This is a genomic window from Kitasatospora purpeofusca, from assembly GCF_042691725.1.
Classification (GTDB): domain Bacteria; phylum Actinomycetota; class Actinomycetes; order Streptomycetales; family Streptomycetaceae; genus Kitasatospora; species Kitasatospora purpeofusca_B.
In genome coordinates this window covers 8301624-8327609 of the sequence record NZ_CP170483.1, presented here as the reverse complement: position 1 = coordinate 8327609, position 25986 = coordinate 8301624, and the positions used below count along the sequence as shown (strand labels likewise).

The window sequence follows — 25986 nt, the reverse complement described above, 5'->3', positions numbered from 1 at the left end:
TCTATCCGGGTTCGAATCGACGGACCCGGCCGATTGCCGAACCAGGCCAACGCCATACCCCCGGGCACCGAGGGCGCCCCGAGCGGGTGTGAGGATGCGGTGGTCGGCGGAGGCGGCGACCGATCGGCGATCCGCTCGACCGGGTGGGAGTTTTCGCGACAGAGGCGGTCGGCTCCGCCGCCATGAAGCCCCCATGCGCGCCCGCCGGGAGGGCCCGCGCGGGCGCGGACCGGGCGCGCCGGGCGCGCGGCGGGGCGTCTGCCATCGGCCACCCGGCCGGGGGCCGAAACCGGGCGGGTGACCGACCGGTTGCACTCGCGTGAACCACCTCCGCCGCACCGTTCGCGGTACCGCGCTCCTCGTCACCCGTATCTGCTCCGCCGTCGAACGCCTCGACGCCCGCGTCGACACCGCCCTGCGGTCCCGACTGCGCCCGCTCGCCACCCGCCTGGCCGCCCTGCTGCAACGGATGGCCGCCGCCAACTGCAGCGACGCCCTCACCCGTCACCTCCCCTGCCGCACCGCCCGCGAACGCACCCGGGACCAATCGGCGGCCACCAGCCCCTCGCCGCTCGACGACTGACAGTGAGGACGATTCTTGAGCGGTCCCCCGGTCAGGTCCGACCCAACATCTGACTGCCCCTTCACCGTCCTGCCCGCCTCCAGGACCGGACGCTTCCGCCCTACCCGGATCAATGGCGAGGACGGCGATGCCGACCATCCCGCTAGATCACCGGTGGCATCGACACCCACAAGGGCACCCCGCACTGCCGCTGCCGGGCACCTGTTCGGGTCGGAGCAATTGGCGGCCACCGCCAAGGACTACGCTGCCCCACTGGACCCGGCTTCGCCCTTTCGGCACCCAGGCGCCGACCTGTGTGGAATGCACCGGCATCTGCGTGAGCGGGACGCGACAGTGGTGAAGATCGACCGCCCGACCCCGCAAGGCCTTCCGCCGACAGGGGCAAGTCCGACCCGGGTCGACGCCGACGCCGCCAGGACCGCCCTGTCCGCCGACCCTTGGCCCGGTGCGCCAACACGGCCACGCGCAATACGGCAGATGACGACGCTGGCGGTCACCGCACCGGAGAGCCCCGCACGCTGCTGCGGGACCTGTGCGACCGGCAGCTGATCACCGCTTGCGCCACCGCGTACCCGGACCCCGAACAGGCGGTCGCGGCGGCGCCGCCGCGACCGCCCCGTCCTGCTCGCCCTGAACGGCACCGGCGCGGACGTCACCGGACAGTTGCCAGTCAGCGCCGGGAACAACCCGGTTAGCTTTCGCCGCGCTCTGTGGGGTTGCATCACCACGTAAGCCCCGTTCAACCTTCGGTCGCGATAGCCCATCCGTGGATAGAGTTCTCTCACATCCACCACCACGCACCCCGAAAGCCCGACATGCCCAATATGACCGATTCTCAACAAGTTGCAGAATCGAGCCTCGCCGCCCGATAGACCCGCAGCTCACGAACTCTGCTCCCCGCGCGTGCGGGGATGGTCCCAACGACATCCACCGCGACGGCGACGAGGTGGTCTGCTCCCCGCGCGTGCGGGGATGGTCCCATCGACGGGGAGGACGCCGTCATCGTCGGCCGCTGCTCCCCGCGCGTGCGGGGATGGTCCCATGTCGTAGCCGGTGATCGGGGCGAGAACGGTCTGCTCCCCGCGCGTGCGGGGATGGTCCCGGTGACTGAAACCCCCCTCACCGCATCCTCCGCTGCTCCCCGCGCGTGCGGGGATGGTCCCACCCACGGCGACTTGGACAGCCTGGTCCCGGTCTGCTCCCCGCGCGTGCGGGGATGGTCCCGAGCCGACGATGATGACGCCGCCGGCCGTCTCCTGCTCCCCGCGCGTGCGGGGATGGTCCCACCACGACAGGAGACCCCCATGGACTACACCCCTGCTCCCCGCGCGTGCGGGGATGGTCCCGCCATCCGGGCCGGGCGCATCCCCGTCCTGATCTGCTCCCCGCGCGTGCGGGGATGGTCCCGCCAGCGCGAATAACTTCCACGTCGAAGGGGTCTGCTCCCCGCGCGTGCGGGGATGGTCCCCCGTCCATCGTGGCCGACCTGATCCTGCGCAACTGCTCCCCGCGCGTGCGGGGATGGTCCTCAGCTTCTCCATCGGGATCAGCCGATGATCGACTGCTCCCCGCGCGTGCGGGGATGGTCCCTACCTTGCGGGCAAGGCACCGCGGTTGCACTTCTGCTCCCCGCGCGTGCGGGGATGGTCCCGGTGGACACGGCTTTCTCCTATTTCTTTCCGGCTGCTCCCCGCGCGTGCGGGGATGGTCCCCGGACGTCGTCGGCCTTGGTGACCAGGTCCTCCTGCTCCCCGCGCGTGCGGGGATGGTCCCCTTGCGGAGCCGTAAGACCCGTCGCGTACAGCCGTACCTGTAGGGGCGGCCGGGTACGCGCACAGCCGGATACGCCCCCTTCGCGTACGTGGCCGACTGGGGAGGACGACCTAAGGCGTGTTTCTTTGATGCGCTGAGCAGTTGATCGGATGCGTCTGTCCGGTTGGTGATCAGTGATGCGATGTAGGACCGGATCGAGCCGTTGATGCCGGCCGATCCGGTCCGTGGGCGGCGGTGGGCGGACCACCGCCGCATGCTTGAGGCGATCGCGTGGAAGTACCGAACGTGCTCGCCCTGGCGTGACCTGCCGGACGAGCTCGGGCCGTTCCAGACCGCACACAAGCGGCTGCTGCGGTGGGCCGTCGACGGCACATGGCAGCGGATCTTCGCCGCCCTGCTCACCGCGGCGGACGCCGAGGACGACATCGGCTGGACCGCCTCGGTGGACTCCACCGTGTGCCGGGCCCACCAGCACGCCGCCGGCGCCCGCAGAGGGTGACGGCGGCCGGGGCGAACCCGCCGACCACGCCATCGGGCGCTCACACAGGGGCCTGAGCACCAAGATCCACCTGGCCAGTGACGCCCGGGCCCGCCCGCTCGCCCTCGTCGTGACCGCCGGGCAGGCCGGCGACGCACCCGCCTTCACAACCGCCATGGCCGCGATCCGCGTTCCCCGCACGGGCCCCGGGCGACCGCGGACCCGGCCGGACACGGTGATCGCGGATCGCGCGTACTCCGCCCGCGCGATCCGCTCCCACCTGCGCGAACGCCACATCCGCGCGGTCATCCCGCAACCGGTGGACCAGATCCGCAACCGGTTACGACGTGGCTCACGCGGAGGCCGTCCGCCCGGCTTCGACACCGAGGCCTACAAGGAACGGAACGCCGTTGAGCGGTGCATCGGCCGCTTGAAACAGTGGCGCGGCCTGGCCATGCGCACCGACAAACTCGCCATCGCCTACCAGGCCGCACTCCACCTTGCCGCCATCCTCATCTGGTCCCGCAGATAGCCAAAGAGACAGGCCTTAGCGGGACGTGGAAGCTGGCCTCGACGATCTCCGTCCACCCGCCGTCCGGCATCGAATCGGCCAGCGGATTCAATTGTCGGGGTTCATCCGACCTGAAGGTCAACTCGCCCTTTCTACCGGGCGCCACGCCACCACCCACCACAGGGACTCCACCCGGAGCCGACCCGGAGCCCCGGGGCGGCGCTCCGGGTCGGCTCCGGCGGACGCAGCCCCTGTGGGAGCTGCGGACCCCCTTGGCGATCGGGTGATCGCGGATCGGGCGCGATCGCACTCGCGGCAGCCCTGGCTGGTACTGCTCCACCGGACCGCCAGCGCCTCCTCCGCCGCCGGGCCGGTCGACGAACTGGGCAACAGCTAGACGCGGAAGGATTTGGCATCCCGGACGGATCCGAGTGACCTACTATCGGAGTCCCATCGACGAGGGCATCAATCACGTTGAAAAATAGACTAGTTGACGAAACGACAAGCGGGGTGCAGCCGATGGCGAATCGCTGGGCTTGGTGGGTAGCGGCCGCGCTGTGCGCGGCAGCCGGGATCGGGCTAGTCGCGGTGGCGGTTCTGGTGGACCTCGACACGGCGGAGAAGTTCGCGAGCATCGGCGGTGGGCTGATCGCGCTGTTCGGCTTCGCGGTCATGGCCCGCGGGCTGCTACGGGGCCAGGGCAACGTAGCGCCGAGCCATGGAAGAGGACAGGCCTCGCCAGCCCCCTCCATCAGCGGGGGCAGCAGCCGGGAGGTGCGAGTCCTCGCGGAGGACGGCGGCATGGCGGCCGCGGAGGGCATCGATGCCGGTGCTGGCGGAACCGGTCGGCGGCGCGGTCGCGGCCGAGCCGGTCGTGAGCGGCCTCGGCACGAGGCGATCGAGGTGACCGCCAGGGGAGAGGGCTCCGTGAGCAGCGGGGGCAGGATCGACGGCGTCGACCCCACGGGGCGCACACCGTGACCCGACCGTGGATGTGGCGCAGGAGATCCCCCGGGAGACGCGGTGCCGTGACATCGCTGAACGTGTCGGCCCGTGACGGCGGGACCGCCGTTGGCGGCGACTACCGGATGATCCGCGTCAGCCTCACGGGCCACGGCCGCTGGTTGTGGATCCTCATCGCCCTCGCGAGCCTGTTAGCAGCGATCGTCAGCCATCCGGATGGCAGCGACTGGCAGCGGGCCTACTACCTGGCCCCTGCCGTCGTGGCGCTCGCCACCGGCCTGGCCGTCGGCCTGGCCGCGTCGCCCGGTGCGCCCGATGAGAGCATCGGCAGCACCGTCAAGAAGGCTCCCGCGATCTTCGCGGGCGTGACCGCTCTGTTGGTCGCCGTGAGCTGGTGGGGGTTCTCCTGGGTGCGGCACCACGGCGACCTCTCCGTCACCGAGCAGTTCCGCCAGGTCGCCTCCCAGCCGATCGGCAAGGAGGACCGGAAGGAAGTCACCGTCCTCATCCCCGCCCAACGGCCGTCCCTGGTGATCGATTTCCACTTCAGGGAGCACTACTCAAGCCAGTTGTGTGTGCCCGGGGCGAAGCTCGGGGTCATTGCCGCCGGCGGGACGGTCGAAGAGCTGAAGGCGCGGACGGCGAGGATCCGACTGAACCCCGGTGTGAAATCGCTCGGTCTGACACTCACGATCAGCGCCGACGACGGCTGCAAGATCGACGTCGACGTCAGCAATGCCGTCCTACGAAACAGTTGATGAGGTCCGATGTCCATTCTCCACCGAAGCCACAAGATCGCGGCGCTCTCCGTCGCATCGGTTCTGCTGGCGAGCGCCTGCACCAGTGATCACGAACGGTCGAAGCCTTCGCTCTTCAAGCAGAACCGGTTGATCCTCGGGATGAAGAACGACCAGCCCGGCACCAGCGTTGTGGATCACTACAAGCGCAGCGGATTCGAGGTGCAGGTCGCCTATCACCTCACCAGGGCGGAGGGTTTCGTCCCCAAGCAGCTCGCCTTCAACGACACGCCCTCCGAGGACCGCGTTTTAGCAGTTAAGGATAATCGCGTTGACCTGATGATCGCCACCTTCTCCATCAACGACGAACGCCTGTCCGACATCAACTTCGCCGGTTCGTACCTCGTCACCAAGCAGGGGTTCCTGCTCCGCAAGGACGGGCCCTCATTCAAGACCCCCGAGGAATTCAACGGGCGGCCGGTCTGCACCTGGCCCGGCACCACCTCGGAGGTGGTTCTGAGGAGCCAGTACTCCGATATCATCAACGTCTCCGGGAACGACGCCCAGGACTGCATCAACAAGCTCAAATCGGGTAAAGTCGTCGCAGTCTCCACCGATCAGATCATCCTCTACGGATTCGCCCAGCTGGATGAGGAGGTCACGGTGTCCACGGTCACGATCGGGTCGCCCAACAATTACGGCGTCGGAATCTCCAAGGACTACCCCGGAGACTGCAAGGAGATCGCGGCCAAGATCGCCGAATACGTCACCAGCAGCGACTGGCAGAACGATCTCATCGCGGCGTTCCCCGAGTTGCAAAAGGGGGACCAGTGGAAGCAGTTCCAGCCGATGCCACAGCAGATCAAGTGCCACGACAAGCCGTCGAAATAGGGCCTGTGGGATGTCGTAATCAATCTTCAGGTTCTACCCCCATCCTGGGGCAGAACCCGGTAGGAATGTTGGCTGTGACGCGCAAGCAACTCACCGACGAGCAGCGGGGTTTAATCGAGTACGTTCCGATCATTACAGACCCTGTCCCGAACGGCTTCGAGACCAGTTCGAAGGGGTGATCTGGCGGTTCCGCTCAGCGCCAAGTGGCGGGAGATGCCTGACGAGTTCGGCCCCTGGTCGACGGTCTTCGGCCGGTTTCGGGCCTGGCGGGACGCCAGCGTGTTCAGCGCCTGCTCGAAGGCCTGATCGCCGAGGCCGCCGGCGAGGGAAGGACGGACCTGTCGCTGGTCAGCGTGGACTCCACGACCGTCCGCGCCCACCACGACGCCGCCGAGATGCTCGTGAACGAGGAGCTCATGCAGGCCTTGGAGGGAGGCCGCGCGCGAGCAGGAGGAAGCCCGGCAAGAGGAGTGGTGCGCAGGAACAGAACGGACAGGACGAGCACAGACGGGTGCGGCTTCGACGCAAGCTCCGCCTGACACAGGCCCTGCTCGGCCGGTCCCGGGGCGGGCTGACCAGCAAGGTCCATCTCGCTGCCGACCGCCGGTGCCGCCCTCTGGCGCTCGTCCTGACCGCAGGGCAGGCCGGTGACAGCCCGCAGTTCGTCCCCATCCTCACCAAGGTGCGCGTGCGACTGCCCGTCAGCCGGCCCCGCACCCGGCCCGCCGACCTTCGCCTCCCATTGGGCCTACTCTTCCCGGGCCAACCGCGCCTACTTGCGCAAACGCGGCATCAAGGCTGTCATCCCGGAGAAGAGGGACCGGGCCGCGAGCCGGAAGCGCAAGGGCTGCAGGGGTGGCCGGTCGGTGGTCCACGACCTGCGGTAGTCGCCGGTCTGCACGCCCGGTCCGGGGCGGCCGGACGCGGCGGCCTTGATCGCGGTCTCCAGCTTGATCGCGGTCTCCAGGATCATCGCGTGGTGGCGCACCACCGCCGCCGCGGCCGGGCCAGCGGCGGCAGCGCACGCTTCCAACTGCGCGGCGAGCGCCCCGGCGTTGCTCGTCACGGTGGCCATCAGCCGGCCACCGGCTCGTGCTCGCCGGGCTGCCGCTTCCCAAGAGCCCACTCGGTGAGCTGGAGGAGCAGGGCGCGCGTCAGCTCGTGCGGCTCGCCGTCGAAGAGGTCGTGCCGGGCAAGGACCGCCCGCTCCGTCTCGGCGGGATCGAGGGCGGCGAGAAACGCGGCGGCAGCCGGCCCCGAGTCGGGCGCCGATCCGACGACAACGCAGGCCTCGCCTTCGAACGCGGGGTCGGCGGCCGGGCGAAGCACCAGCTGCAGTTCCGGGGCGAACCCGGCGGTGTGCTGGAGTTGGTAGGGGGCAACATGCTCGGCGATGTCGTGGCCGTCGATCTCCAGGCGGGTGGTCGGGCCGGCCGCCTGGATGCGGACATGCCGCAGCTCGGAAGAGGTGGTGGGGGTCATGATCTGAGCCTAAGGGCTGTCCCGTAACTGACCTCCGAGATGGCCACCAGGGTTTTGCCGGCCGTCAGCCGTCAGGACGAGCGAGGGGTCGCTCCAGCGGGGGATCCTGATCGTTTGTACGGCCGACGCGCTGGTCGTTGAGGTGCAGCGATGGTGGGGTCATGCCGATCACACGTCTCGCCCTTCCGCTCGGCGACACCGAGCGCCCCGTCCCGGTCTGGGCCCTCCGGCTCGCCAACGCCCTCCCGTTCATCGTGCTGCCGCACTGCCTGTGGCGACTGCCGTTCGCCGTCGGCTTCACGATGGGCATGATCGATCCGAACCGTCCGCCCATGCCCTGGTGGACGCCGGTCTACGTCGTCGGGCTCAGTGTGCTCACCGAGGCGCTGTGTCTGCTGACCACTGGGCTGGTGGCCGGCTGGGGCGAGGTGTTCCCGCGCTGGATCCCGTTCATCGGCGGCCGTCGGGTGCCCCCGCTCGCCGCCGTGATCCCGGCGGTCCTGGGCGGCCTCGCCCTGGTGGCGATGTTCGACCTCTACCCACTCGCATGGGCAGGCGTCCTGCCCGAGGCGGGTTACAGCAACGGATGGTGGATGGCCCTGGCCCGGGTGTGCATCAGCCCGGCGATGCTGTGGGGGCCGATCGTGCTGGCCCTGGCCTGGGCCTACTACCGGCGGCGCCGACCTGCCCGAGCCGCAGCACAGTGGCCGTGATCGCCCGGCTCTTTGCAAAGGAGGGTGAGATGATCTCGCGGTGGCTGGTGTGATCACGGCATCGGAGCCGTCCTGGATAGCCCCGTTCACCGGCCTGAGCCCACGCGATCGCCGAGAAGTCGAAGAAACTACAGGTACTCCACCAGCCATCAGGTCGTCATCGACGCCCACACCCGCATGGTCGTCGTGGTCGGCAGGCCGCTCCCGGGCAACCGCAACGACTGCATGGCATGGGCCGAGTCCGGCGCGGCGGCCGCCGTCGGGAGGACGACCACGATCGCCGACGGCGGTTACCCTGGCACCGGCTTGGTCATCCCGCACCGCCGCCCCAGGGGTGGCGAGCTCACCGATTGGCAGGTCGAGCACAACCGCGAGCACAAGCAGGTCCGGGCTCGTGTCGAGCACGTTTTCGCCCGGATGAAGAGCTGGAAGATCCTGCGCGACTGCCGGCTCAAGGGCGATGGCGTCCACCACGCGATGCTCGGCATCGCACGCTTGCACAACCTCATCCAAGCCGCGTAGAGCGGAAGCGGCCGGGCGACGGCCCACCGTCCACCGCCCTCAACGATCAATTACGGGACAGCCCTTAGGGCGGCGATCGACACCGCGTAGGCCGCAGCTGGGCGCGGCGGATCACGGTCGGGGGTCACTCCTGCACGACGCCCTGGCGGGGTGAGGTGCAGCCCCTGTGGCCGGTGATCCAGTCGGTGATGGCGGTCCGCATGCCGGGGTAGGTGCCGAGGCCGTAGTCGCCGCAGTCCCGGCAGTAGCCGCCGGTCTCCTCCGCTTTCTCGGATGTCTCCGGCGGCGGGGTGGAGGTGGTCACAGATGCTCCTTGGGAGGCGTCAGGGCAGCGGGTAGGGTGTGCGACGACGGCCCAGCCCAGGCTGGGCGAGTCGGGGACGCAGACGTGGCCCGGCGGCGACGAGCTCGCCCTCGCCACTTCCGCAGTGCATGCACGCATGACCGTCCTTCTGGGCCCGGGTGAACGGCGCCGGCGCTGGACGGTGGCTGGTCGTCACAGGCCCAGCATCGAAATCTCCGCAGGCGGCCGCCAGAGCCATGGTGAGTACCCACGGTGGAGCGTCGCGCGCGGATACGCTCGTGCCACCATCACCCCCGGGAGGCCCCACCGTGCCCACGCCGGAACCACTCCCCGAACGCGTGCTCGCAGACCCCGCGTTCGTCAGCGCATGCGCACAGCGAGAGATCGGCACCGTCTTCCAGCTCGCTCGCCGTGCTGGGATCGGGCCCGCTCAGCTCGCCCGCCGTACTGGCCTCGCCACGAGTCGGTCACCGAGATCATGTCCGGTGGTCGGGTGGTCTCCAGCATGGACGTCATCGAGCGGATCGCCGACGGCCTCCGCATCCCCGGGCGCATGCTCGGCCTCGCCGACCGGCCATGGGAGCAGGCCCCCGGACCGGCCTCCTACCGGCCCGTCGCTGTACCTGAGACCTGGGAAGTCCTCGACATGCTGTCCCGCTCCACCGCATCTGACGCCGCCCTCACACACCTGGAGGCAGCCGTCGCCGACGTAGCCGCCCGCTGACCGGTCACGCCGCCCACCGTGTCCGTCCCGATGCGCCAGCTCGCCGGCGTACACGAGATGCTCGCCCGGCCGCAGGCCCTGGCCGCCCGGCGCCGCGGCGTGCGGATACTGGCCGTCGTCGCCGGTCTGCTCGGCCTCGCGCACCACGATCTGGGCGACCGCACCCGCTCCGAGGCGCACTTCCACCTCGGAGCGGCAGCCGCCAGCGAGGGCGAGGCCGGAGACCTCACCGCGTGGCTCCTCACCATGCAGTCGATCGTCCAGTACACGGCCGGGCGGCGCGACACAGCCGCCGTGCTCCTGGACCAGGCCGACGCTGTCGCCGCCGTCGCAGCACCGCGGCGGCGCGCATGGGTCGCTGCCAACCGCGCCCGCGCCGTCGCCGCCGCGCGAGGCGACCGCGCCACCGCGCTGGTGGCCCTCGACCAGGCCGCCCACCACCTCGACCTCGCCGACGACCCCGGCGGCGGCCTGGACTTCTTCACCGCCGGCCGCCTCGACGGCCTGGCCGGCGAGACCTACGTCCACCTCGGCGAGCACGAGGAAGCAGGGCTCCTCCTGGAGACCGCCATCAGGCACCGCGCCAACGACGACGTCAAAGGGCGCGCGGTACTCACACTGGACATCGCCGAGGTGCGGCTGGGCCAGGGCGACCTCGAAGCAGCCTGCGCCACCGCGCACGCCGCCCTCGACATCGCCGCCGCCACCGTAGTCCAGCCGATGGTCCTCCGGGCCCGGGCCCTTCAGCGGGCCCTCTCTCCCTGGGCCACTGAGAGGGCCGTGCTGGAGCTCGCCGAGCGCATGAGAGAGTCGAGCCGGCAGCTCGTGCGCGTGTGAGGAGTACCTGGTGACGTCAGCAGAGTGGCAGGTCTACGGCAGGCGGAAGGTCTACGGATCGCCGTGGGTCGAGCTCTGGCTGGACGACGTCAGCATCCCCGGCACCGGCAGGATCGAGCACCACGTCATCCGCATGCCCCGGGCCTCCACCACCGCCGTCGTCACCGACGAGCAGGGCCTCGTCCTCCTCATCTACCGGCACCGCTTCATCACCGGCCGGTGGGGCTGGGAGGTCCCGGCCGGCTGGGCCGACCCGGGCGAGGAGCCGGCCGACGCCATCGCCCGCGAGGTCGAGGAGGAGACTGGCTGGCGGCCCGGACGCGTAGAGCTGATGACCGAGTACGACGCCATGGCCGGTATCAGCGACGCGCACTTCCGCGCCTACCACGCCACCGGATGCACCCGGATCGGCGAGCCGCAGGACATTGCTGAGGCCGCGCGGGTGGAGTGGGTACCCGAGGCCGAGGTGGTGAAGCTCCTGGTCGGCGGAGAGGTGTCCGATGGCCCCTCACACGCCGCCCTCTCCTTCTACCTCGGACCGCACCGCCTCGCCGCCAGCGGCCGCTGACCTGCTCTGTCGGTGCCGCCGCGTAGGGCCCGCCTACACGCGGCGGTCACCGCGAGCAGGTCCGCTGCTCCCCGCGCGTGCGGGGATGGTCCCGGGACGATCGGGCCGCGCGCGCCGTGCAACGGCTGCTCCCCGCGCCTGCGGGGATGGTCCCGAGGTGGTGGCCATGGTGCTGACCTGCGTCTCCTGCTCCCCGCGCGTGCGGGGTTGATGCTGCGGGCCTTCGTCACGCCTATCAGCCAGCAGGCCGCTCCCCGCCCTCGGAGGCTGCCGGGTAGCCCGCTGAGCACAGCAGCGCGCCGTTCGGTGCCGGCCAGGGGTGGGCGCGGGTCAGGCCTGGCAAACCCCCGTCGACCAGTCGACGGTGGCCGTGGCGCGCGAGTACTGCCACTCGGGGGTCAGCAGGTCGCGGGTCAGGCGGCCGGTGATGGTGGGGTCCTCAACCGTGTGGCCGTAGTCCTGGAGCCAAGCGGGGTAGAGGTTCGGATCCGCAGCGAGCGGCCGGTCAGACGGGCGTCGGCGGCACCCGGCGCGGCTCCGCCTTCTCGGCGCCCGCGACGGCCGCCGGGCCCGCCACCCTCAGCGTCAGGTGGGCGAACCTCGGCGCGAGGGCGGCCGGCAGTTCGGCGGCGCCCTCCTCGGGTGTCCCCGGGCCCCGGACCGTCAGCGCTTCGAGCTGCGGCAGCAGCGGGGAGTCCGCGAGGGCCGCGAGGGCGTCGGACGGCGCGGCGTCGAACTCCACCTTCCCGAGGTCGAGCCTCCTGAGGTTCGGGTACCACTGCGCCGCGACCGCGAGTTCGTCCAGTTGGTCCGCCGAGCAGGCGACCCCGAAGACGTCGCTCTCCAGCTCCGCTTCCAGGGACACCAGCGCGGGGAGCCGGCCCGGGAGGAAGACCGAGCCGTCGGCGATCACGGCTCCCCGGGTCCGCAGCCGGGTCAGGCCGTCGTGGTCGACGGAGGCGAACAGGAAGGCGCCTTCCAGCTCCAGGGTGCGCAGCGCGGGCAGCGCGGCCCAGATGTCCGTCCGCACCAGCCCTTCGCCGTGGTATTCCATCGGGTCGATCCGGCTGCCCGCCGACCCCTGGCCGTCCTCGAAGAGGTACGCGAAGCCGTAGCCGAAGGAGAGCCGCTCCAGTCGGGGCCGCGGCTGCCCGGCGAGCGCGGCCGCGGCCCGCTCGGCGGAGTGGTGGTAGTCGGTGAGCCGCAGGTCGAGGGTGCGCAGCCGGGCGCTCGCTGGGTGGGCGAGCAGGGCGGCGATCAGCACGCCCTCCCACTGCTCGGGGTCGTCCACCGCCACGTCCACCTCGACCTCCACCGGATGCCGCGTCAGGAGCCGTTCCACCAGCTCCCGACGCCCCGCCTGTTCGGCCGGCGCCGGTCGGAAGGACGCCTCGTCGAGGAAGCCGCGCGACCAGCCGAACCGCCACGAGCCGTCCGCCCGCAGCGCGTCCAGCCCCAGCTGCCGCTCCACCTCCTGGTACGCCTCGGCCACCCGGCCGCGATCCGCACCGCCGCCGCACTCCAGTCGGATCGCCTCGCCCCGCGGGTCCCCCACCGCCGTCAGTCGCTCCGCGTACGCGAGCCAGTCGGCCGTCTCCCCGGTCTCCGGAACGTCCGTCACATCGAACAACTGCACACCGTGCTCCAGTTCTTGCTCGCGACGCCGGGAAGGGCCGGACGCACCGTGCGTCAACCGCACCCTAGACGCCACCACCGACAGCGCCGGTCCGGTGACCGGAGTCGGCACCGCCCAACTGATCGCCAACGACCGTTACCTCCATGACGGAGACCGGGTCGCCCGCGAGCCGGAGAGCCCGCTCGACCTGGAGTTCGCCGGCCTGCCGGGCGGCCGGGTGTGCCGGCCGCATCGTGGCGATCGAGGCGGTCTGGGACGGTGACACCGTCCGCGACTGGTTCGTGCGGATGGCCACCGTCTACCGGTCCACGGCCGCGCGGTATCTCGGTACGGACGAGGGCCACCACCCGCGCCACCCGGCGGCGGTGGCCGCCGAGCGGGCCGGTCGCGCCCTCGCCGTCCACCTCTCGGTGCCCTTCCACTTCGCCGCCCCGGACTCCCCCGATGACGAGGCGCCGCGCCGGCGCCCCTGACCGGCGATCGAGGGCCCACAGCGCCCGCCCCGGGCGCCCGGCGTGCCGGAGCGGGGTGGGAGCGGCACGGGACCGTACGGTCGGCGCATGTCCTTCGGCCTGCTCGCGGCGCTGGCCGCCGCCCTGCTCACCGGGTCCGCCACCGTGCTGCAGGCGCTCGGGGCCCGTCGTGCCGCCGCCGGGCAGCGGCCGGGCGGGGCGGCCGCGCTGGCGGGGGCGTTCCTGCAGTGGCCGTTCCTCGCGGGGGTCGGGATGGACATGCTCGGGTTCGGCGCCGAACTCCTCGCGCTGGAGCGGCTGCCGCTGTACGAGGTGGAGGCGGTGCTCGCCTCGGCGCTCGCCGTGACCGCCGTCGGCGCGTCCCGGGTGCTGAACGTGCGGCTGCGGCGCCGTGAGTGGGCCGGGGTGGCGGCGGTGTGCGTGGGGCTCTGCGTGCTCGCGGTCAGTGCCGGGCGCGACGGGCCCGGGCACGGCGGCCCGGCGCTGCGGCTCGGCGTGCTGCTCGCCGCGGTGCTGCTGATCGGCGCGGGCTGGGCGGCGGTGCGGCTCGGCGGGAGCCGGCGGGCGCCGCTGCTGGGGTTGGTCGCCGGCCTGCAGTTCGGCGTGGTCGGCGTCGCCGTGCGGGTGCTGCCGGACCCGCGGTTTCCGGACCTGCTGAGCGAACCGGCCGCCTACGCCGTCGCGTTCGCCGGGCTGGGCGGCTTCGCCGCGCTGACCTGGGCCATGCAGAGCGGGTCGGTCACGGCGGCGACGGCGGCCATGGTGCTCGGCGAGACGCTGGGCCCGGCCGTCGTCGGCGTGCTGCTGCTCGGCGACCACACCCGCCACAACCTCGAACCGCTCGCCGTCGTGGGCTTCGCGGCGGCGGTGTTCGGGGCGCTCACCCTGGCCCGCTTCGGGGACGCCGAACAGCCCGCCACCGCCGGGGCGGCGCCCTGACCGTGCCCCGGCGGACGGGCCGCGCCGGTCTCGGGGCGGCCCCGGTCCAGGCGGCGGCGGTTGTTCCGGCGGCGGCGGTTGTTCCGGCGGGCGGCCGGGTAACTCCGGGGCGGGGCGGGGCCCGCCGGGACAAAGGGGACGACGATGGCGCTCCACTGCGAACTGTGCGGCAGCCGCACGGACGGCGCCGAACGGCTCGGCCGCTACTGCCCGGGCGAGTACTGCGGCACCGATCTGCGGGCCGGGCCGGACGCGGGCGTGCGGGCCTGGTGCGAACCGCCGCGCCGGTTCGGGACCGCCGGCGGCACGGTCACCCTGGACCTGCTCGTCCACAACGCCGGGCCGCAGCCGACCGGCTTCCGGATCGACCCCGTCGAACCCGTCCAGGGGCGGCTGGACTTCGACCGGCGGGCCGTCGAGGCGGAGCTGCCCTGCGGCGCGACCCGCCGGATCGAGCTGCGGTACACGGTGCCGCTCGACCTCGTCGGGCTGGGCCCGGACATCGCCTCCCGGTTCGGCGTCCCCGGGGCCGGCGCGGCGGGGCAGGTGCAGGGCGCGCCGCACACGCGGGTCGGGGTGGCCCTGCGGGTGGCCGCGGTCCCGGCCCGCCGGGGCGCGGCCTGCGCGGCGTTCGCGGTGGACGTGCGCGAGCGAACCGGCGTCGCCCCGGCCGGCACCGGCCCGGCCGGCGACCGTCCCGGCGACGAGCGGCCCACGCCGCCGACCCGCCCGACCCGCCCGCAGCGGCCGCAGCGGCCGAACGGGCGGACCGGTGGCGGCTGCGGGCCCCTGGCGCTGGCCGTACTGGCGGCCGTCGTCGCGGTACTCGTCGCCGTCCTCGCACTCCTCGGAGCGGGCCCGGGCGCGGCGTCGCCCCCTCCGGCCGGCGCCCCGGCCGACCCGTGGCCCACCGCACCCGTCCGGGGGCCCTGGACAGCCGACGGGCATCCGCTCCCGCCGGCACCTTGACGCGACGTCAGCTCCGACCGACCCCCGTATGCGGCGTGTCGGCGGGAGGTGCTTGCATACGGGTCATGTCTGACGATCTGCATTCGGAATCCGCGGGCGACCGGCCCGCCCGCATACCCGCGGAAGCGGAGTACCTCGAGGAGTGGGAGCTCTTCGAGGGCGGCCCGAAGTGGCCGGCGTGGGCGGTCGGCGAGCGGAACGGCGGGGCGCCGACCGGCCGGTGGCGGCTGTGGCACCCCGACGGGACGCCGCTGGAGGAGGGCGAGTGGCGGGACGGCAGGCGCCACGGGACGCTGCTGCGCTACCACGACGACGGCACCCTGGCGATCCGTGCCGAGCACCGCGACGGCACACCGGTCACGGTCACCGGCCACCGCTGCGACCACCCGAGCCGCGACCCGTTCTCCTTCGACGGCCTGCCCCCGGCCCTCCGTACCGTGGTCCACGACTACGACGAGCAGGGCACCCGGATCCGTCAGGCCTGCTACGCCGCCGACGGCACCGAGGTGACCGCCGAGGGCGGGCCCGTGCCGGAGCGTCCGGCCGGTGTGCCGGAGCCCGCCACCTACTGGCCGGACGGCGAGTGGTCGGCTCCCCGCTGGCGGCAGGACGGCGTCCTCCAGGGCGTCGCCCGGCACTGGACGGCGGACGGCACCGCCGACCGGCTCGCCTACAACCGCGCCGGCCGGGAGATCGCCCGCTTCCCGCAGGGCGAGGCCAAGGCCTCCCCGCTGATCGAGGCGGCCCGCGACGGTGACGCCGCCTCGGTCGAACTGTGCCTGGCGGCCGGCCTCGGCGCCTCCCCGGGCGCGGCCTGGCACGCCGCCTTCGAAGGCCTGCCGGAGCTGGCGTCGCGGCTGCTCCGGTCGGAGCCGGGCGAGGCGGTGGGACTGGCCGAGCTGCGGACCGCGCCCGCGGTGCCGTCCACCGGCGTACCCGAGGGCGCGGTGTGGGTGGCGGGCCTGCTCGCGTTCGTCGTCGGCGCCGTCGACGGGACGACCGGGGCGGCGGTCGGGACGTGGCGGCTGTGGAAGCAGGCCTGGGAGAGCACCTCCGACACGAAGGGGCCGAGGTACTACAACCCCGACAGCGTCTACCACGGGTACGAGGAGGCCGACTTCGCCGACGGCAGGCGGGTGGAGCGCAGGACGTACCTGCGGTCCCGCACCCCCTACCGGCTGGAGCGGTTCCGGCCGGACGGCACACCGCTGCTGGAGCGCAAGTACGAGGACGGAGTGCCCCGGCAGGAGCGCGAGTGGCCCGCCGACGGCAGCACCGTCCAGCGGCGGTTCCACGGTGACGGCGCCCTGCGTGCCGAGCGCACCGAGCGGGACGGCGTCCTCGTCGCCGAGCACTGGTACGGCGCCGACGGCACCCGCACCGCGGAGGTCACGCCCACCGAGGTCACGGTCGACGGGGCGGCGGTCGAACGGTGGCGCGCCGTGGACGCCGGCGGGACGGTCCTCGCCGAGGGGTACGTCGAGCCCGGCATCCGCGGCGGCCCGGTCGGGGACTGGCGTGTGTTCGGCACCGGCGGCGCCGAGCCGGGGACCGTGACGTTCGAGGGTCTCGACCTCGCCCGCGACGAGGATCTCGGCGGAGCCGCCCGCACCCTGTACACCTGGCGTGCGGCGCCCGTGCCGAGCGAGCTGCACGGTGCCGACGCGGTGCCGTGGGACGAGCTCGAAACGTTCTTCGGCGATCCGCAGGACGTGCCGTTCCTGCTCAAGGGACTGGCGGTCGGCGACCCGGAGGCGTTCGACCTGGCCCTGGGACAGCTGTCGGACCTGCTGCTGCACCAGCACACCATCGAGGAGGCCACCGGGCCGGCGTTCCGGTACATGGCCGCGCTGGTCGAGCGCGTCGAGGACGCCGACGCCCGGGCCGCGCTGCTGGAGTTCCTGGCCGACATCGCGACGCGCGACGGCAGCCTCGAAGCCGCCCACGACCTCAAGAGCATCCTGGCCGGCCTTCCCGCCGACGGCACCGAACCGGACGAGCACTTCGGCGACAGCGGCGTCGAGCCCGCCTACCACGAGGTCTACACGGTCCTCGCCGACGCGGTACCGACCTGGACGGGGCAGGCCGCCCACCAGGACGCCCGGATCCGGCGCCGGGCCGTCGTCCTGCTCGCCGCGGCGCCCGGAGAGGCGGCGGCCAGGGCCCTGCACGACCGCCTCGCCCTCGAACCCGAACCCCGGATCCGTGCGGAGATCCTGCTCGGCCTGGGCCTGCACGAGGCCGGCCCCGACACCCTCCGCACGCTGGAGCGGCACCTCGCCGACGACGATCCGCTGCTCCGCTGCTGTGCCGCCCTGACCTGGGTGCGCGCCCGGCACTCCCCCGCCCACCGGGGCGCCCGGCCTCTGATCGAGGTCCTCCGCGGCGACCTGGACGCCCCCGGCTTCGCGGGCCTGTACCTCGGCGCCGGCGACCCGACCACCGACGCGGCCACCGCCCTGGCGCTCCTGCCGTCCGAGCAGGCCGAACCCCTGCTGGCGGAGCTGTGCGCCGTCCTGGACGAGGTCGACGCCATCGACGCCGTCGCCGTCGCCAGGGCCCTGCTCGACATCGTCTTCCCGACCGAGGCGTACGACGACGGCGAGCCGCTCACGGACGCCCGGCGCACCGTGCTCCGCGCGATCGCCGACAGCACCAGGGCCTGGCAGTTCAACGTCAACCTGCACGAGGTGCTGGCCGTCAACGGTCTGCCGTGCGACGCCGACGAGCTGCGCGCCCTCGCCGACACCGAACCCGAGACCGCGCCCGGCGCCACGCCCGACACCGAACCGGCCGGGGCGCCGTAGCGGCAACCGACCGTCCGCGTCCCGGGTACGGCCGCACCCGGGGCGCGGGCGGCACCGACCCGCCCGGGTCAGCGGCGGTTGCGGCCCGTCAGGGAGGCCGCGGTCCAGGCCGCCGCCGCGGCGACCACCAGGCCCAGCACGGAGATCACCTCGGTCCCGGCCCAGCTGCCCCACCACACCTCGACCGGGCCGTAGGGCTTGGTCTCCAGCATCTGCCGAAGACCGTCGATCCCGGCCTCCCGGAGCACGACGAACGGGACGGCGTCGGCGTAGCCGAAGAACGCACCCAGCGCGGCCACCACCGCGCCCGCGATCCACGCACCCTGGCTGCGGCGGCCGACCAGGCCCACCAGGAGGCCGACCACCACCCCGTTGACGAGGGCGTGCCCCAGATAGAGCGCGTGCACGGCGTTCGTGGACCGGTAGTGGTCCTTGTACGTGAACACGATGATCGCACTGTAGATCGCCGCGATGACCACCGAGGCGAGGAACCCGAGGACGAAGGCGCCCACCGGACTCCCGGTGCCCGGCGGCGGCCCGTACGGCGCCGCCTGGGCCCCGTACGGCTGCCCCGGGAACGGCGGCGGAGCGCCGTGGGCCGGCGGCTGCTGCTGGTGCGGGTGGTACTGCCCGTACGGGTACGGCTGCGGCTGGCTCAACGGGTTCCCCCCTGGTGAGGACGTCCGGGATCGGGTCGGCGAGCCAACCTATCAACGGCGGTGACGGCAGGTCAGCCCCCGGCCCCGACGACCCTGACGGCCGCCCCGACGGCCCCGACGAACAATCCGGTTGGCGGACCACGGCGACCACTGCTAGGTTTCCCGTGACCGTGCGAGAGAACGAGGAGGTGGTACCCGTGAACACAACGACATGGGTGCTCTCCTCCGGGGTCACGGTCGGGCGATAGGTCGTCCGGGAGCGCCGTTCAAGAGCCCTCCCGAAAGGCACGACCATGCGATTCACTTCCCAACAGCGCCTCGACGACGGCGTCCTCGAGCGCGAGTTCATCCTCGGCGAGATCCCCGGCACCCTGTGGACGCCGCCCGGATCCGCACCGGCTCCGCTGATCCTGATGGCCCACAACAACGGCCTGCCCAAGGCCGAGCCCCGGCTGGTGGCCCGGGCCCGGTACTGCGCGGCGTACGGCTACGCGGTGGCCACCATCGACGCCGCCGGGTGCGGTGACCGGCCCCGTTCCGCCGCCGCCGAGCAGGCCCGCGCCGACCTCCGCCGGGCGATGCGGGCCGGCGAGCCGGTCGACGAGATCTTCGAGTCCCTCGTCGGCCCCCTGGTCGAAGCGGCGGTCCCGGAGTGGCGGACCGCCCTGGACGCCCTCCTCGCGCTGCCCGGGATCGGCGGGCCGGTCGGGTACTCGGGGTGGACCGCCGTCGGCATCCGGCTGGCCGCGGTCGAACCGCGCATCGCGGCCGCCGGATTCTTCGCCGGGGGCTACGTGCCCCGCGCCCAGCGCGAGGAGGCCCGGCAGCTCACCGTCCCGCTGCTGTTCCTGCTCCAGTGGGACGACGAGGGGAACCCCCGGCAGCGGGCCCTGGACCTGTTCGACGCCTTCGGCAGCGAGGAGAAGACGCTGCACGCCAACCTGGGCGGGCACGTCGGCACCCCGTGGTTCGAGGTGGAGGACGGGGGCCGGTTCTACGACCGGCACCTGAGGCCGGCGGACGGAAGGTGATCCCGGCCGGGATCCTGTCCGCCGAGGACAGGATCCCGGCTCTCCCCGGCCTACGGCAACCGCCGGTCGCGGCAGTAGTGCGTGTCTGACGATTCGCGTCGGATCAGCGGGCGGCTCCCCCAGCCTCCGGCCGGGAGGTGCCCCCATGGGTGCGTGCATCGCAAGGCGGAGGAGGGAGTCCATGCGGTGGGGGCACCTCCCGGCCGCCAGGCTGGGGGCCATCGGCGACCGACGACAACGCGGCGTGGGGGTACCTCCCGGCCGAAGGCTGGGGGCGTGCGTGCCCTGGCGTCGCACGCCCGGCGGGAATTGTCAGACACGCACTAGGCTGCCGTCCGCAGGTGATCACCACCGAGGGGGCGGGATGCTGACGTACCAGGACCTGACCGGGCCGGAACAGCGGGTGTGGGACGCCTGCGCCACGGGCGCGGCGGTGGACCTGCGCAGCGGCGACCCGGCCGCGGACGATCCGGCCGGCGGGGCGGACTGGGGCGAGGCACGCGCGGTGCGCGCCGAGGCGATCGCCACCGCGCTGCTCGGCGGCGACGGACCGGGCGGCCCGGTCCGCGTGCTGTACCTGATCGGCGCCCGCATCACCGGCCCCCTCGACCTGCGCGGGCTGACCGCGGCCGGTGAACTGCGCCTCGAAGGCTGCCACTTCGAGGAGAAGGTGGTGCTGCGGGACGCGACCCTGCGGTCCACCAGCCTGAGCGGCTGCCGGATACCCGGGCTCGACGGGTGGCTGCTGAAGGTCGACGGCAACCTCTTCTTCGAGAACTCGGTCTTCGACGGGCGCCTCACCCTCACCCGCGCGCACATCACCGGCGAACTGCGGCTCAGCGGGGCCCGGCTCACCGCCACCGAGCTGCTCGGCGCCGACGGTCCGGACCCGGTCCCGGACCCGGCGCGCGCCCCGCACGTCTGGGCGCTGTGGGCCGGCGGCCTGGTGATGGAGGGCGGCTGCTTCGCCCGCAAGGGGTTCCACGCCCGCGGCGGCCTGCGGCTGGTCGGCGCCCGGTTCAACGGCGGGCTGTTCATGGAGCGGGCCCGCATCGACAACCCCGGCGGCGACGCGTTCACCGGCGACGACCTCACCGCCTCCACCCTCGTCCTCGCCGACGGCTTCACGGCCACCGGCTCGATCCGCCTCCCCGGGGCGGCGATCCGCAGCAGGCTCTCGCTCGACGCCGCCGTGCTGGACGGCTGCGGCGCGGTGGCCCTGGACGGCAACCGGCTGACCGCCGGCGACCTCCGGCTCACCCCGGCCGCCGTCCCGAACGGCGCGGTCGACCTCCAGGACGCGCAGACCGTCGTCCTGCACGACAACGCCCGCAGCTGGCCGGCCGACACCCGCCTCGACGGCTTCACCTACACCTCCCTCCAGGCCTCCACCGCCGCCCCCGAACCCGTCGCCCACCGCCTGGCCTGGCTGGCCGCGCTCCCCGGCTACTCCCCCCAGCCCTACGAGCAACTCGCGGCCTGGTACCGGAAGATCGGCCATGACGACGACGCCCGGCGGGTGCTCCTGGCGAAGCAGCGCCGGCGCCGGCGCACCCTGGGCGCGCCCGGCCGGCTCTGGGGCCGGCTCCTGGACGCCGCCGTCGGCTACGGCTACCGCCCCTGGCAGGCCGTCCTGTGGCTGGGCGGCCTCGCGCTGCTCGGCACCCTGGTCTTCCGCCACGGCGCGCCCCACGAGGTCAAGCCCGGCGAGAGCGTCCCGTTCAGCCCGCTCGTCTACACCCTGGACCTGCTCATCCCGATCGGCGGGCTCGGCCAGCGCACCGCCTGGTACTGGACCGGCGCCCAGCAGTGGTTCGGCTACTCCCTGACCGCCCTCGGCTGGCTGCTCACGACGGCCGTCCTGGCGGGCATCAGCCGGACCCTGAACCGGGCCTGACCCGGCGCGGAACGGGGCCTCGACCGCCGACGGCCGCGGACCGGTGGGTGATCCACTCTTCCACCGGTCCGCGGCCGCCGCCGCGGTGCACGGGTCAGGCGTTCGCCGGGCCGGCGAGCACCCCGTTGACCAGGCCGCGCGCCTCCTCCTGGACCCGGGCGAGGTGCTCGGGGCCGTGGAAGGACTCGGCGTAGATCTTGTAGACGTCCTCGGTGCCGGACGGGCGGGCCGCGAACCAGGCGTTCTCGGTGCACACCTTGATGCCGCCGATGGCCGCGCCGTTGCCGGGGGCCTCGGTGAGCACGGCGGTGACCGGCTCGCCGGCCAGGTCGCCGGCCGTGACCTGCTCGGCCGACAGGCGGGACAGCAGCGCCTTCTGCTCGCGGTCCGCCGGGGCGTCGACGCGGGCGTAGGCGGGAGCGCCGAAGCGGGCGGTGAGGTCGCCGTAGTACTCGCTGGGGGTGCGGCCGGTCACGGCGGTGATCTCGGCGGCCAGCAGGGCGAGCAGGATGCCGTCCTTGTCCGTGGTCCACACCCCGCCGTCGCGGCGCAGGAACGACGCACCGGCCGACTCCTCGCCACCGAACGCGATCGAGCCCTCCAGCAGGCCGTCGACGAACCACTTGAAGCCGACCGGCACCTCGACCAGCCGGCGCTTGAGGTCGGCGGCGACCCGGTCCAGCATCGAGGAGGAGACCAGCGTCTTGCCGACGGCCGCGTCGACCGGCCACTCGGAGCGGTGGCGGTAGAGGTAGTCGACGGCCACCGCGAGGTAGTGGTTGGGGTTCATCAGGCCGCCGTCCGGGGTGACGATGCCGTGCCGGTCGGCGTCGGCGTCGTTGCCGGTGGCGATGGCGTACTCGTCGCGGCGGGCGATCAGCGAGGCCATCGCGGCGGGCGAGGAGCAGTCCATCCGGATCTTGCCGTCCCAGTCCAGCGTCATGAAGCGCCAGGTCGGGTCGGTGACCGGGTTGACCACGGTCAGGTCCAGGCGGTGGGTCTCGGCGATCCGGCCCCAGTAGGCGACGGACGCGCCGCCCAGCGGGTCGGCGCCGATCCGCAGGCCGGCCGCGCGCACGGCGTCCAGGTCGAGGACGGAGACCAGGTCCTCGGTGTAGGCGGTGAGGTAGTCGTGGCGGCCGGTGGTGGCCGCGGCCAGGGCGCGCGCGTACGGGACCCTCCTGACGCCGCGCAGGCCCTCGCGGATCAGGGCGTTGGCGCGGTCCTGGATCCAGCCGGTGGCCTCCGAGCCGGCCGGGCCGCCGCTCGGCGGGTTGTACTTGAAGCCGCCGTCGCGGGGCGGGTTGTGCGACGGGGTGACGACGATGCCGTCCGCGAGCGACTGCGGGCTGCGCCGGTTGTGGGTCAGGATCGCGTGCGAGACGGCGGGGGTCGGGGTGTAGCCGTCGGCGCTGTCCAGCAGGACGGTCACGCCGTTCGCCGCCAGCACCTCGACGGCGGTGGCCCGGGCGGGCTCGGACAGCGCGTGGGTGTCGGCCCCCAGGAACAGCGGGCCGGTGATGCCCTGGGCCGCCCGGTACTCGCAGATCGCCTGGGTGGTGGCGGCGATGTGGTCCTCGTTGAACGCCGCGTCCAGCGAGGAGCCGCGGTGGCCCGAGGTGCCGAACGCGACCCGCTGGGCCGGCTCCTCCGGATCCGGGTGCAGCGTGTAGTACGCCGTCACCAGCCGCGCCACGTCCACCAGGTCGCCCGGCTGCGCCGGCTGTCCGGCCCGTGCGTGTGCCATCGTCTTCTCCCACTGGATTTCTCGCCGTGCGCCGGCCCGCGGGCCGGCGCGTCCTTGCCCCGTGCTCACCGATCGTAGCCAGTGCGCGACCCGTCACCGAACCGGGGCGCCCCGGCCGGGCGCCGGGGGGCGAATCCGTCGGGTGGTCAGGCCGGGAGCCGAACGCAAGCCGCCCCGGGCCGTGGTGCGGCCCGGGGCGGTCCGAGGTGGGCGAGGATGGATTCGAACCACCACAGCCGAAGCGGGGGCTTTACAGGCCCTTGGGCTCTCCCAGGCCCAGCTCGCCCTCGGTTTTCGTTCCTTGATCCCGACAGCTCCACTCTCTCCCGGTCACCACGCCCCGACAACAGGGTTTCCGGCCATTGGTGTAGACCACTCCTCGCCAAGGGGCGGGCAGGGCGGGCCGACCCCGGGCCGACCCCGGCCCGACCCCCCTGCCGACCGTCACCGAACTGTTCAGGTCGGGGCTATTGCGCATGTACGTGTCGACTGCGATACAACACTGCTCATATGACGATTGATCGGAGATATCTGTAATGAGCAAGTCAGCCCTGCCCCGCCGCAGTGTGATCGTCGGCGCCGCGGCCACCGTCATCGGGTGGAACACCGTCGGCCGCTCCTGGGCCGTGGAGGCTCCCACCGAGGCCGCACCCGGCGCGGCCCCCGCCGACGCCGCCCTCGCCGCGCTGCCCCGGCTGGAGGGGACCCTGGTCGCCGACGCCGGGACGCTGGCCCGCTTCGGCGGGGACTTCGGCCACCTGGTGACGGCAGCGCCGCGCGCCGTCCTGCGCCCGGGTTCGGTGCGCGACGTCGCCACCCTGGTCGGCTTCGCCCACCGGCACCGCATCCCGGTCGCGATGAACGGCCAGAGCGGCACCGGCAGCGCGGCCGAGCTGGAGTCGCACTCCAGCTACGGCCAGGCCGCCGCGCGGGGCGGCGTCGCGATCGACGCCCGCGGCCTGGACCGGATCGTGCGGATCTCCCCCGGCCGCGCCGTGGTCGAGGCGGGCGTCACCTGGGCGCAGCTGACCGACGCGGCGCTCGCCCAGGGCTGGATGCCGCCGAGCCTGACGGACTACCTGCACCTGTCGGTCGGCGGCACGCTGAGCGTCGGCGGCATCGGCGGCGGTGTGCAGCGCCACGGCTTCCAGGTGGACACCGTCGAGTCGGTGGACGTGGTCACCGGCACCGGCGAGCTGGTGACCGCCTCGGCGAGCGCCAACCGCGAACTGTTCGAGGCCGTGCTGGGCGGCGGCGGCCAGTACGGCATCATCGTGCGGGCCACCCTGCGCCTGGTGCGGGCCCGCGAGCGGGCACTGGTGCTCAACCTGTTCTACGACGACCTGGCCGCGTACCTGGCGGACCAGGAGAAGCTGATGCGCGAGCGGCGCTTCGACCTGCACGTCGGCGACGTCTCGCGGAACGCCGCGGGCACCGGCTGGCGCTACAAGGTGGAGGGCGTCGTCCACTACGACGGCGCCGCCGCGCCGGACCGGGCGAAGCTGGTGCGCGGCCTGCGCTGCGTGGCGGCCGACACGACGTTCGCGGACCAGACGGCGCGCGAGTACGCGTTCCGGGTGGACGGCTTCGCCGGGTACCTGAAGGGGGCCGGGCTCTGGTCGCAGCCCAAGCCGTGGCTGAGCCTGTTCCTGCCCGCCTCGACCACCGAAACGTTCATGCGCGAGGCCACCGCGCTGCTGACGCCGGAGGACCTGGGCGCCGGCCTGCTGCTGTTCTACCCGTTCCGCACCAGTGTGTTCACCCGCCCGATGACCGTGATGCCGAAGGAGCCGGTCGGCTTCCACTTCGACCTGCTCTCCTTCCCGTTCCCGGGCGCCGACCACGCCGCCGCGCTGCGGCGCAACCGGCGGCTGCACGACCTGGCGGTGCGGCTCGGCGGCAAGCGGTACCTGATCGGCGCGATCCCGGACGTGACGCCGTCCGAGTGGCGGCGCCACTACGGCGCCCAGTGGGGGCGCGCGGTCGCCGCCAAGCACCGCTTCGACCCGGCCGGGATCCTGACCCCGGGCCAGGGCATCCACTCCTGACGCCGCCACCGCCCGTCGCGCTCCCCGACCGGGGGGCGCGACGGGCGGGCGTCACACCGGCCGGTGCATGCCGACCGACGCCGGCGCGGTCCCGACGAGGCCGTACCCGGCGTAGCGGCGGTGCGCCTCGCCGTCGGCGATCAGCGGGACGTAGGCGCCCTCGGGGGCGCGCTCCTCAGCTGCCGGAAGGTCGCGACGCCGGGCACGCCCACCCGCATCCCGTAAGGGTCATTATCGCTTTTCATGAATGACAGAATGTCGGCCGTCCGCTCGGGCGCCCGGGGCGGACGGCTCCCGTCAACCGTCGCGTTACGGTGGGGCCATGAGCTACCGCCACCCCGCCCGCGAGCAGATCCGGATCGAGCACGTCCTGACCGCCCTCGGCAATCCCGTCCGCCTCTCCGCCGTCCGCGTCCTGGACGGCGGCGGGACGCACAACTGCGGAACCGTGCTCACCGCGATCGGCGTCACCGCCAAGTCGACGATGACCCACCACTGGCGGGTACTGCGCGACAGCGGCGTCATCCACCAGCAGCCCTCCGGCCGGGAGAACCTCCTCCACCTGCGCCGCGAGGACCTCGACGCCCGCTACCCCGGCCTGCTCGACGCCGTCCTGTCGGGCGCCCGCGAGGACGAGCGGCACGCCCCGGCGGAGTGAGCGCGAACGGGCCCGGGCGGACGGTGCTGCCACCGT

General features: G+C 73.1%; 23 protein-coding genes, 1 tRNA gene, 2 pseudogenes and 1 CRISPR repeat array. Of the genes and pseudogenes, 19 read left to right on the top strand and 7 right to left on the bottom strand.

The annotated features are described in order from the left end of the window. Nucleotides 1-319: 319 nt before the first annotated feature. From ACFCLZ_RS35950 to ACFCLZ_RS35925, 6 genes and pseudogenes are all read left to right on the top strand, one after another. Complete coding sequence (locus tag ACFCLZ_RS35950) at nucleotides 320-583, top strand: hypothetical protein (protein WP_380282100.1); 264 nt, start codon at nucleotides 320-322, stop codon at nucleotides 581-583. A gap of 890 nt (nucleotides 584-1473) precedes the next feature. After that, a CRISPR array of direct repeats spans nucleotides 1474-2356; the repeat unit is 29 nt; unit sequence CTGCTCCCCGCGCGTGCGGGGATGGTCCC. Nucleotides 2357-2561: 205 nt separating this feature from the next. Next, nucleotides 2562-3366 (top strand): IS5 family transposase gene (locus tag ACFCLZ_RS35945; protein ID WP_380282099.1). Its coding sequence is split into 2 segments (ribosomal slippage): nucleotides 2562-2851 and nucleotides 2850-3366, totalling 807 coding nucleotides; the frame shifts between segments, so codons are not numbered across the junction. A 498-nt stretch (nucleotides 3367-3864) separates the two neighbouring features. Next, the gene (locus tag ACFCLZ_RS35940; protein ID WP_380282098.1) at nucleotides 3865-4326 is read left to right on the top strand and encodes a hypothetical protein; all 462 of its coding nucleotides are present in this window, start codon (nucleotides 3865-3867) and stop codon (nucleotides 4324-4326) included. Between the two features lie 47 nt (nucleotides 4327-4373). After that, entirely contained in the window at nucleotides 4374-5066 is a 693-nt protein-coding gene (locus ACFCLZ_RS35935; RefSeq protein ID WP_380282097.1) for a hypothetical protein, read from the top strand. A gap of 9 nt (nucleotides 5067-5075) precedes the next feature. Further along, the gene (locus tag ACFCLZ_RS35930) at nucleotides 5076-5936 is read left to right on the top strand and encodes a transporter substrate-binding domain-containing protein (RefSeq protein ID WP_380282096.1); all 861 of its coding nucleotides are present in this window, start codon (nucleotides 5076-5078) and stop codon (nucleotides 5934-5936) included. Between the two features lie 74 nt (nucleotides 5937-6010). Then, nucleotides 6011-6814: pseudogene (locus ACFCLZ_RS35925) on the top strand (transposase); the annotation flags it as partial. Here ACFCLZ_RS35925 and ACFCLZ_RS35920 read toward each other — a convergent pair. Continuing rightward, nucleotides 6709-7011, bottom strand: coding sequence for a hypothetical protein (locus tag ACFCLZ_RS35920; protein ID WP_380286430.1), 303 nt, complete (start codon nucleotides 7009-7011; stop codon nucleotides 6709-6711). The pseudogene ACFCLZ_RS35925 and the gene ACFCLZ_RS35920 sit on opposite strands and share 106 nt — an antisense overlap. After that, nucleotides 7011-7418, bottom strand: a complete 408-nt coding sequence (locus ACFCLZ_RS35915) for a hypothetical protein (RefSeq protein WP_380282095.1) — start codon at nucleotides 7416-7418, stop codon at nucleotides 7011-7013. The genes ACFCLZ_RS35920 and ACFCLZ_RS35915 overlap by 1 nt, the downstream gene beginning before the upstream one ends. A 161-nt stretch (nucleotides 7419-7579) precedes the next feature. Here ACFCLZ_RS35915 and ACFCLZ_RS35910 point away from each other — a divergent pair, with 161 nt between their 5' ends. Both ACFCLZ_RS35910 and ACFCLZ_RS35905 read left to right on the top strand, forming a co-directional pair. Further along, the gene (locus ACFCLZ_RS35910) at nucleotides 7580-8131 is read left to right on the top strand and encodes a hypothetical protein (protein ID WP_380282094.1); all 552 of its coding nucleotides are present in this window, start codon (nucleotides 7580-7582) and stop codon (nucleotides 8129-8131) included. Between the two features lie 101 nt (nucleotides 8132-8232). After that, nucleotides 8233-8653: pseudogene (locus ACFCLZ_RS35905) on the top strand (transposase); the annotation flags it as partial. A 124-nt stretch (nucleotides 8654-8777) separates the two neighbouring features. Here the strand turns inward: ACFCLZ_RS35905 and ACFCLZ_RS35900 are convergent. Then, complete coding sequence (locus ACFCLZ_RS35900) at nucleotides 8778-8957, bottom strand: hypothetical protein (protein WP_380282093.1); 180 nt, start codon at nucleotides 8955-8957, stop codon at nucleotides 8778-8780. A 493-nt stretch (nucleotides 8958-9450) separates the two neighbouring features. On the opposite strand from ACFCLZ_RS35900, the gene ACFCLZ_RS35895 reads away from it, so the two are divergent. The 3 genes from ACFCLZ_RS35895 to ACFCLZ_RS35885 are packed head-to-tail and all read left to right on the top strand — an operon-like array spanning nucleotide 9451 to nucleotide 11086. Then, nucleotides 9451-9681, top strand: a complete 231-nt coding sequence (locus tag ACFCLZ_RS35895) for a hypothetical protein (protein WP_380282092.1) — start codon at nucleotides 9451-9453, stop codon at nucleotides 9679-9681. Nucleotides 9682-9699: 18 nt separating this feature from the next. Further along, complete coding sequence (locus tag ACFCLZ_RS35890) at nucleotides 9700-10518, top strand: hypothetical protein (RefSeq protein ID WP_380282091.1); 819 nt, start codon at nucleotides 9700-9702, stop codon at nucleotides 10516-10518. Between the two features lie 10 nt (nucleotides 10519-10528). Beyond that, nucleotides 10529-11086, top strand: a complete 558-nt coding sequence (locus ACFCLZ_RS35885) for an NUDIX hydrolase (protein ID WP_380282090.1) — start codon at nucleotides 10529-10531, stop codon at nucleotides 11084-11086. 505 nt (nucleotides 11087-11591) lie between these two features. On the opposite strand, the gene ACFCLZ_RS35880 is transcribed toward ACFCLZ_RS35885, so the two are convergent. Next, nucleotides 11592-12722, bottom strand: coding sequence for a hypothetical protein (locus ACFCLZ_RS35880; RefSeq protein ID WP_380282089.1), 1131 nt, complete (start codon nucleotides 12720-12722; stop codon nucleotides 11592-11594). A 143-nt stretch (nucleotides 12723-12865) separates the two neighbouring features. Here ACFCLZ_RS35880 and ACFCLZ_RS35875 point away from each other — a divergent pair, with 143 nt between their 5' ends. The 4 genes from ACFCLZ_RS35875 to ACFCLZ_RS35860 all read left to right on the top strand — a co-directional run bounded on the left by ACFCLZ_RS35875 (nucleotide 12866) and on the right by ACFCLZ_RS35860 (nucleotide 17910). Then, entirely contained in the window at nucleotides 12866-13195 is a 330-nt protein-coding gene (locus tag ACFCLZ_RS35875; protein WP_380282088.1) for a hypothetical protein, read from the top strand. Between the two features lie 87 nt (nucleotides 13196-13282). After that, on the top strand, nucleotides 13283-14134 hold the full coding sequence (locus tag ACFCLZ_RS35870) for a hypothetical protein (RefSeq protein WP_380282087.1): 852 nt from the start codon (nucleotides 13283-13285) through the stop codon (nucleotides 14132-14134). Nucleotides 14135-14278: 144 nt separating this feature from the next. Next, on the top strand, nucleotides 14279-15103 hold the full coding sequence (locus ACFCLZ_RS35865; RefSeq protein WP_380282086.1) for a hypothetical protein: 825 nt from the start codon (nucleotides 14279-14281) through the stop codon (nucleotides 15101-15103). A gap of 65 nt (nucleotides 15104-15168) precedes the next feature. After that, entirely contained in the window at nucleotides 15169-17910 is a 2742-nt protein-coding gene (locus tag ACFCLZ_RS35860; RefSeq protein ID WP_380282085.1) for a hypothetical protein, read from the top strand. A gap of 68 nt (nucleotides 17911-17978) precedes the next feature. Here the strand turns inward: ACFCLZ_RS35860 and ACFCLZ_RS35855 are convergent, their stop codons facing one another. Then, complete coding sequence (locus ACFCLZ_RS35855) at nucleotides 17979-18569, bottom strand: hypothetical protein (protein WP_380282084.1); 591 nt, start codon at nucleotides 18567-18569, stop codon at nucleotides 17979-17981. Nucleotides 18570-18862: 293 nt separating this feature from the next. Here ACFCLZ_RS35855 and ACFCLZ_RS35850 point away from each other — a divergent pair, with 293 nt between their 5' ends. Together ACFCLZ_RS35850 and ACFCLZ_RS35845 are read left to right on the top strand one after the other, a co-directional pair. Beyond that, nucleotides 18863-19600, top strand: a complete 738-nt coding sequence (locus ACFCLZ_RS35850; RefSeq protein WP_380282083.1) for a dienelactone hydrolase family protein — start codon at nucleotides 18863-18865, stop codon at nucleotides 19598-19600. Nucleotides 19601-19964: 364 nt separating this feature from the next. Further along, nucleotides 19965-21497, top strand: coding sequence for an oxidoreductase (locus ACFCLZ_RS35845; protein WP_380282082.1), 1533 nt, complete (start codon nucleotides 19965-19967; stop codon nucleotides 21495-21497). 94 nt (nucleotides 21498-21591) lie between these two features. Here the strand turns inward: ACFCLZ_RS35845 and pgm are convergent, their stop codons facing one another. Beyond that, a complete protein-coding gene (gene pgm, locus ACFCLZ_RS35840; RefSeq protein ID WP_380282081.1) occupies nucleotides 21592-23244 on the bottom strand; it encodes a phosphoglucomutase (alpha-D-glucose-1,6-bisphosphate-dependent) in 1653 nt (550 codons plus the stop codon). Nucleotides 23245-23451: 207 nt separating this feature from the next. Continuing rightward, nucleotides 23452-23531 (bottom strand) — tRNA-Tyr (locus ACFCLZ_RS35835). 249 nt (nucleotides 23532-23780) lie between these two features. Between ACFCLZ_RS35835 and ACFCLZ_RS35830 the strand changes: the two genes are divergently transcribed. Together ACFCLZ_RS35830 and ACFCLZ_RS35825 are read left to right on the top strand one after the other, a co-directional pair. Next, nucleotides 23781-25292, top strand: coding sequence for an FAD-binding protein (locus ACFCLZ_RS35830; protein WP_380282080.1), 1512 nt, complete (start codon nucleotides 23781-23783; stop codon nucleotides 25290-25292). 322 nt (nucleotides 25293-25614) lie between these two features. Next, nucleotides 25615-25950: an ArsR/SmtB family transcription factor gene (locus ACFCLZ_RS35825; RefSeq protein ID WP_380282079.1), complete on the top strand. Its 336-nt coding sequence runs from the start codon at nucleotides 25615-25617 to the stop codon at nucleotides 25948-25950. The last annotated feature ends 36 nt before the right edge of the window (nucleotides 25951-25986 follow it).

What these genes read in the sequence shown, in the direction of transcription:
- ACFCLZ_RS35940 (WP_380282098.1), top strand. Translation starts at nt 3,865, where the DNA reads ATGGCGAATCGCTGGGCTTGGTGGGTAGCGGCCGCGCTGTGCGCGGCA.
- ACFCLZ_RS35930 (WP_380282096.1), top strand. Translation starts at nt 5,076, where the DNA reads ATGTCCATTCTCCACCGAAGCCACAAGATCGCGGCGCTCTCCGTCGCA.
- ACFCLZ_RS35920 (WP_380286430.1), bottom strand. Translation starts at nt 7,011, where the DNA reads ATGGCCACCGTGACGAGCAACGCCGGGGCGCTCGCCGCGCAGTTGGAA.
- ACFCLZ_RS35915 (WP_380282095.1), bottom strand. Translation starts at nt 7,418, where the DNA reads ATGACCCCCACCACCTCTTCCGAGCTGCGGCATGTCCGCATCCAGGCG.
- ACFCLZ_RS35910 (WP_380282094.1), top strand. Translation starts at nt 7,580, where the DNA reads ATGCCGATCACACGTCTCGCCCTTCCGCTCGGCGACACCGAGCGCCCC.
- ACFCLZ_RS35875 (WP_380282088.1), top strand. Translation starts at nt 12,866, where the DNA reads ATGACGGAGACCGGGTCGCCCGCGAGCCGGAGAGCCCGCTCGACCTGG.
- ACFCLZ_RS35870 (WP_380282087.1), top strand. Translation starts at nt 13,283, where the DNA reads ATGTCCTTCGGCCTGCTCGCGGCGCTGGCCGCCGCCCTGCTCACCGGG.
- ACFCLZ_RS35865 (WP_380282086.1), top strand. Translation starts at nt 14,279, where the DNA reads ATGGCGCTCCACTGCGAACTGTGCGGCAGCCGCACGGACGGCGCCGAA.
- ACFCLZ_RS35860 (WP_380282085.1), top strand. Translation starts at nt 15,169, where the DNA reads ATGTCTGACGATCTGCATTCGGAATCCGCGGGCGACCGGCCCGCCCGC.
- ACFCLZ_RS35850 (WP_380282083.1), top strand. Translation starts at nt 18,863, where the DNA reads ATGCGATTCACTTCCCAACAGCGCCTCGACGACGGCGTCCTCGAGCGC.
- ACFCLZ_RS35845 (WP_380282082.1), top strand. Translation starts at nt 19,965, where the DNA reads ATGCTGACGTACCAGGACCTGACCGGGCCGGAACAGCGGGTGTGGGAC.
- pgm (WP_380282081.1), bottom strand. Translation starts at nt 23,244, where the DNA reads ATGGCACACGCACGGGCCGGACAGCCGGCGCAGCCGGGCGACCTGGTG.
- ACFCLZ_RS35830 (WP_380282080.1), top strand. Translation starts at nt 23,781, where the DNA reads ATGAGCAAGTCAGCCCTGCCCCGCCGCAGTGTGATCGTCGGCGCCGCG.
- ACFCLZ_RS35825 (WP_380282079.1), top strand. Translation starts at nt 25,615, where the DNA reads ATGAGCTACCGCCACCCCGCCCGCGAGCAGATCCGGATCGAGCACGTC.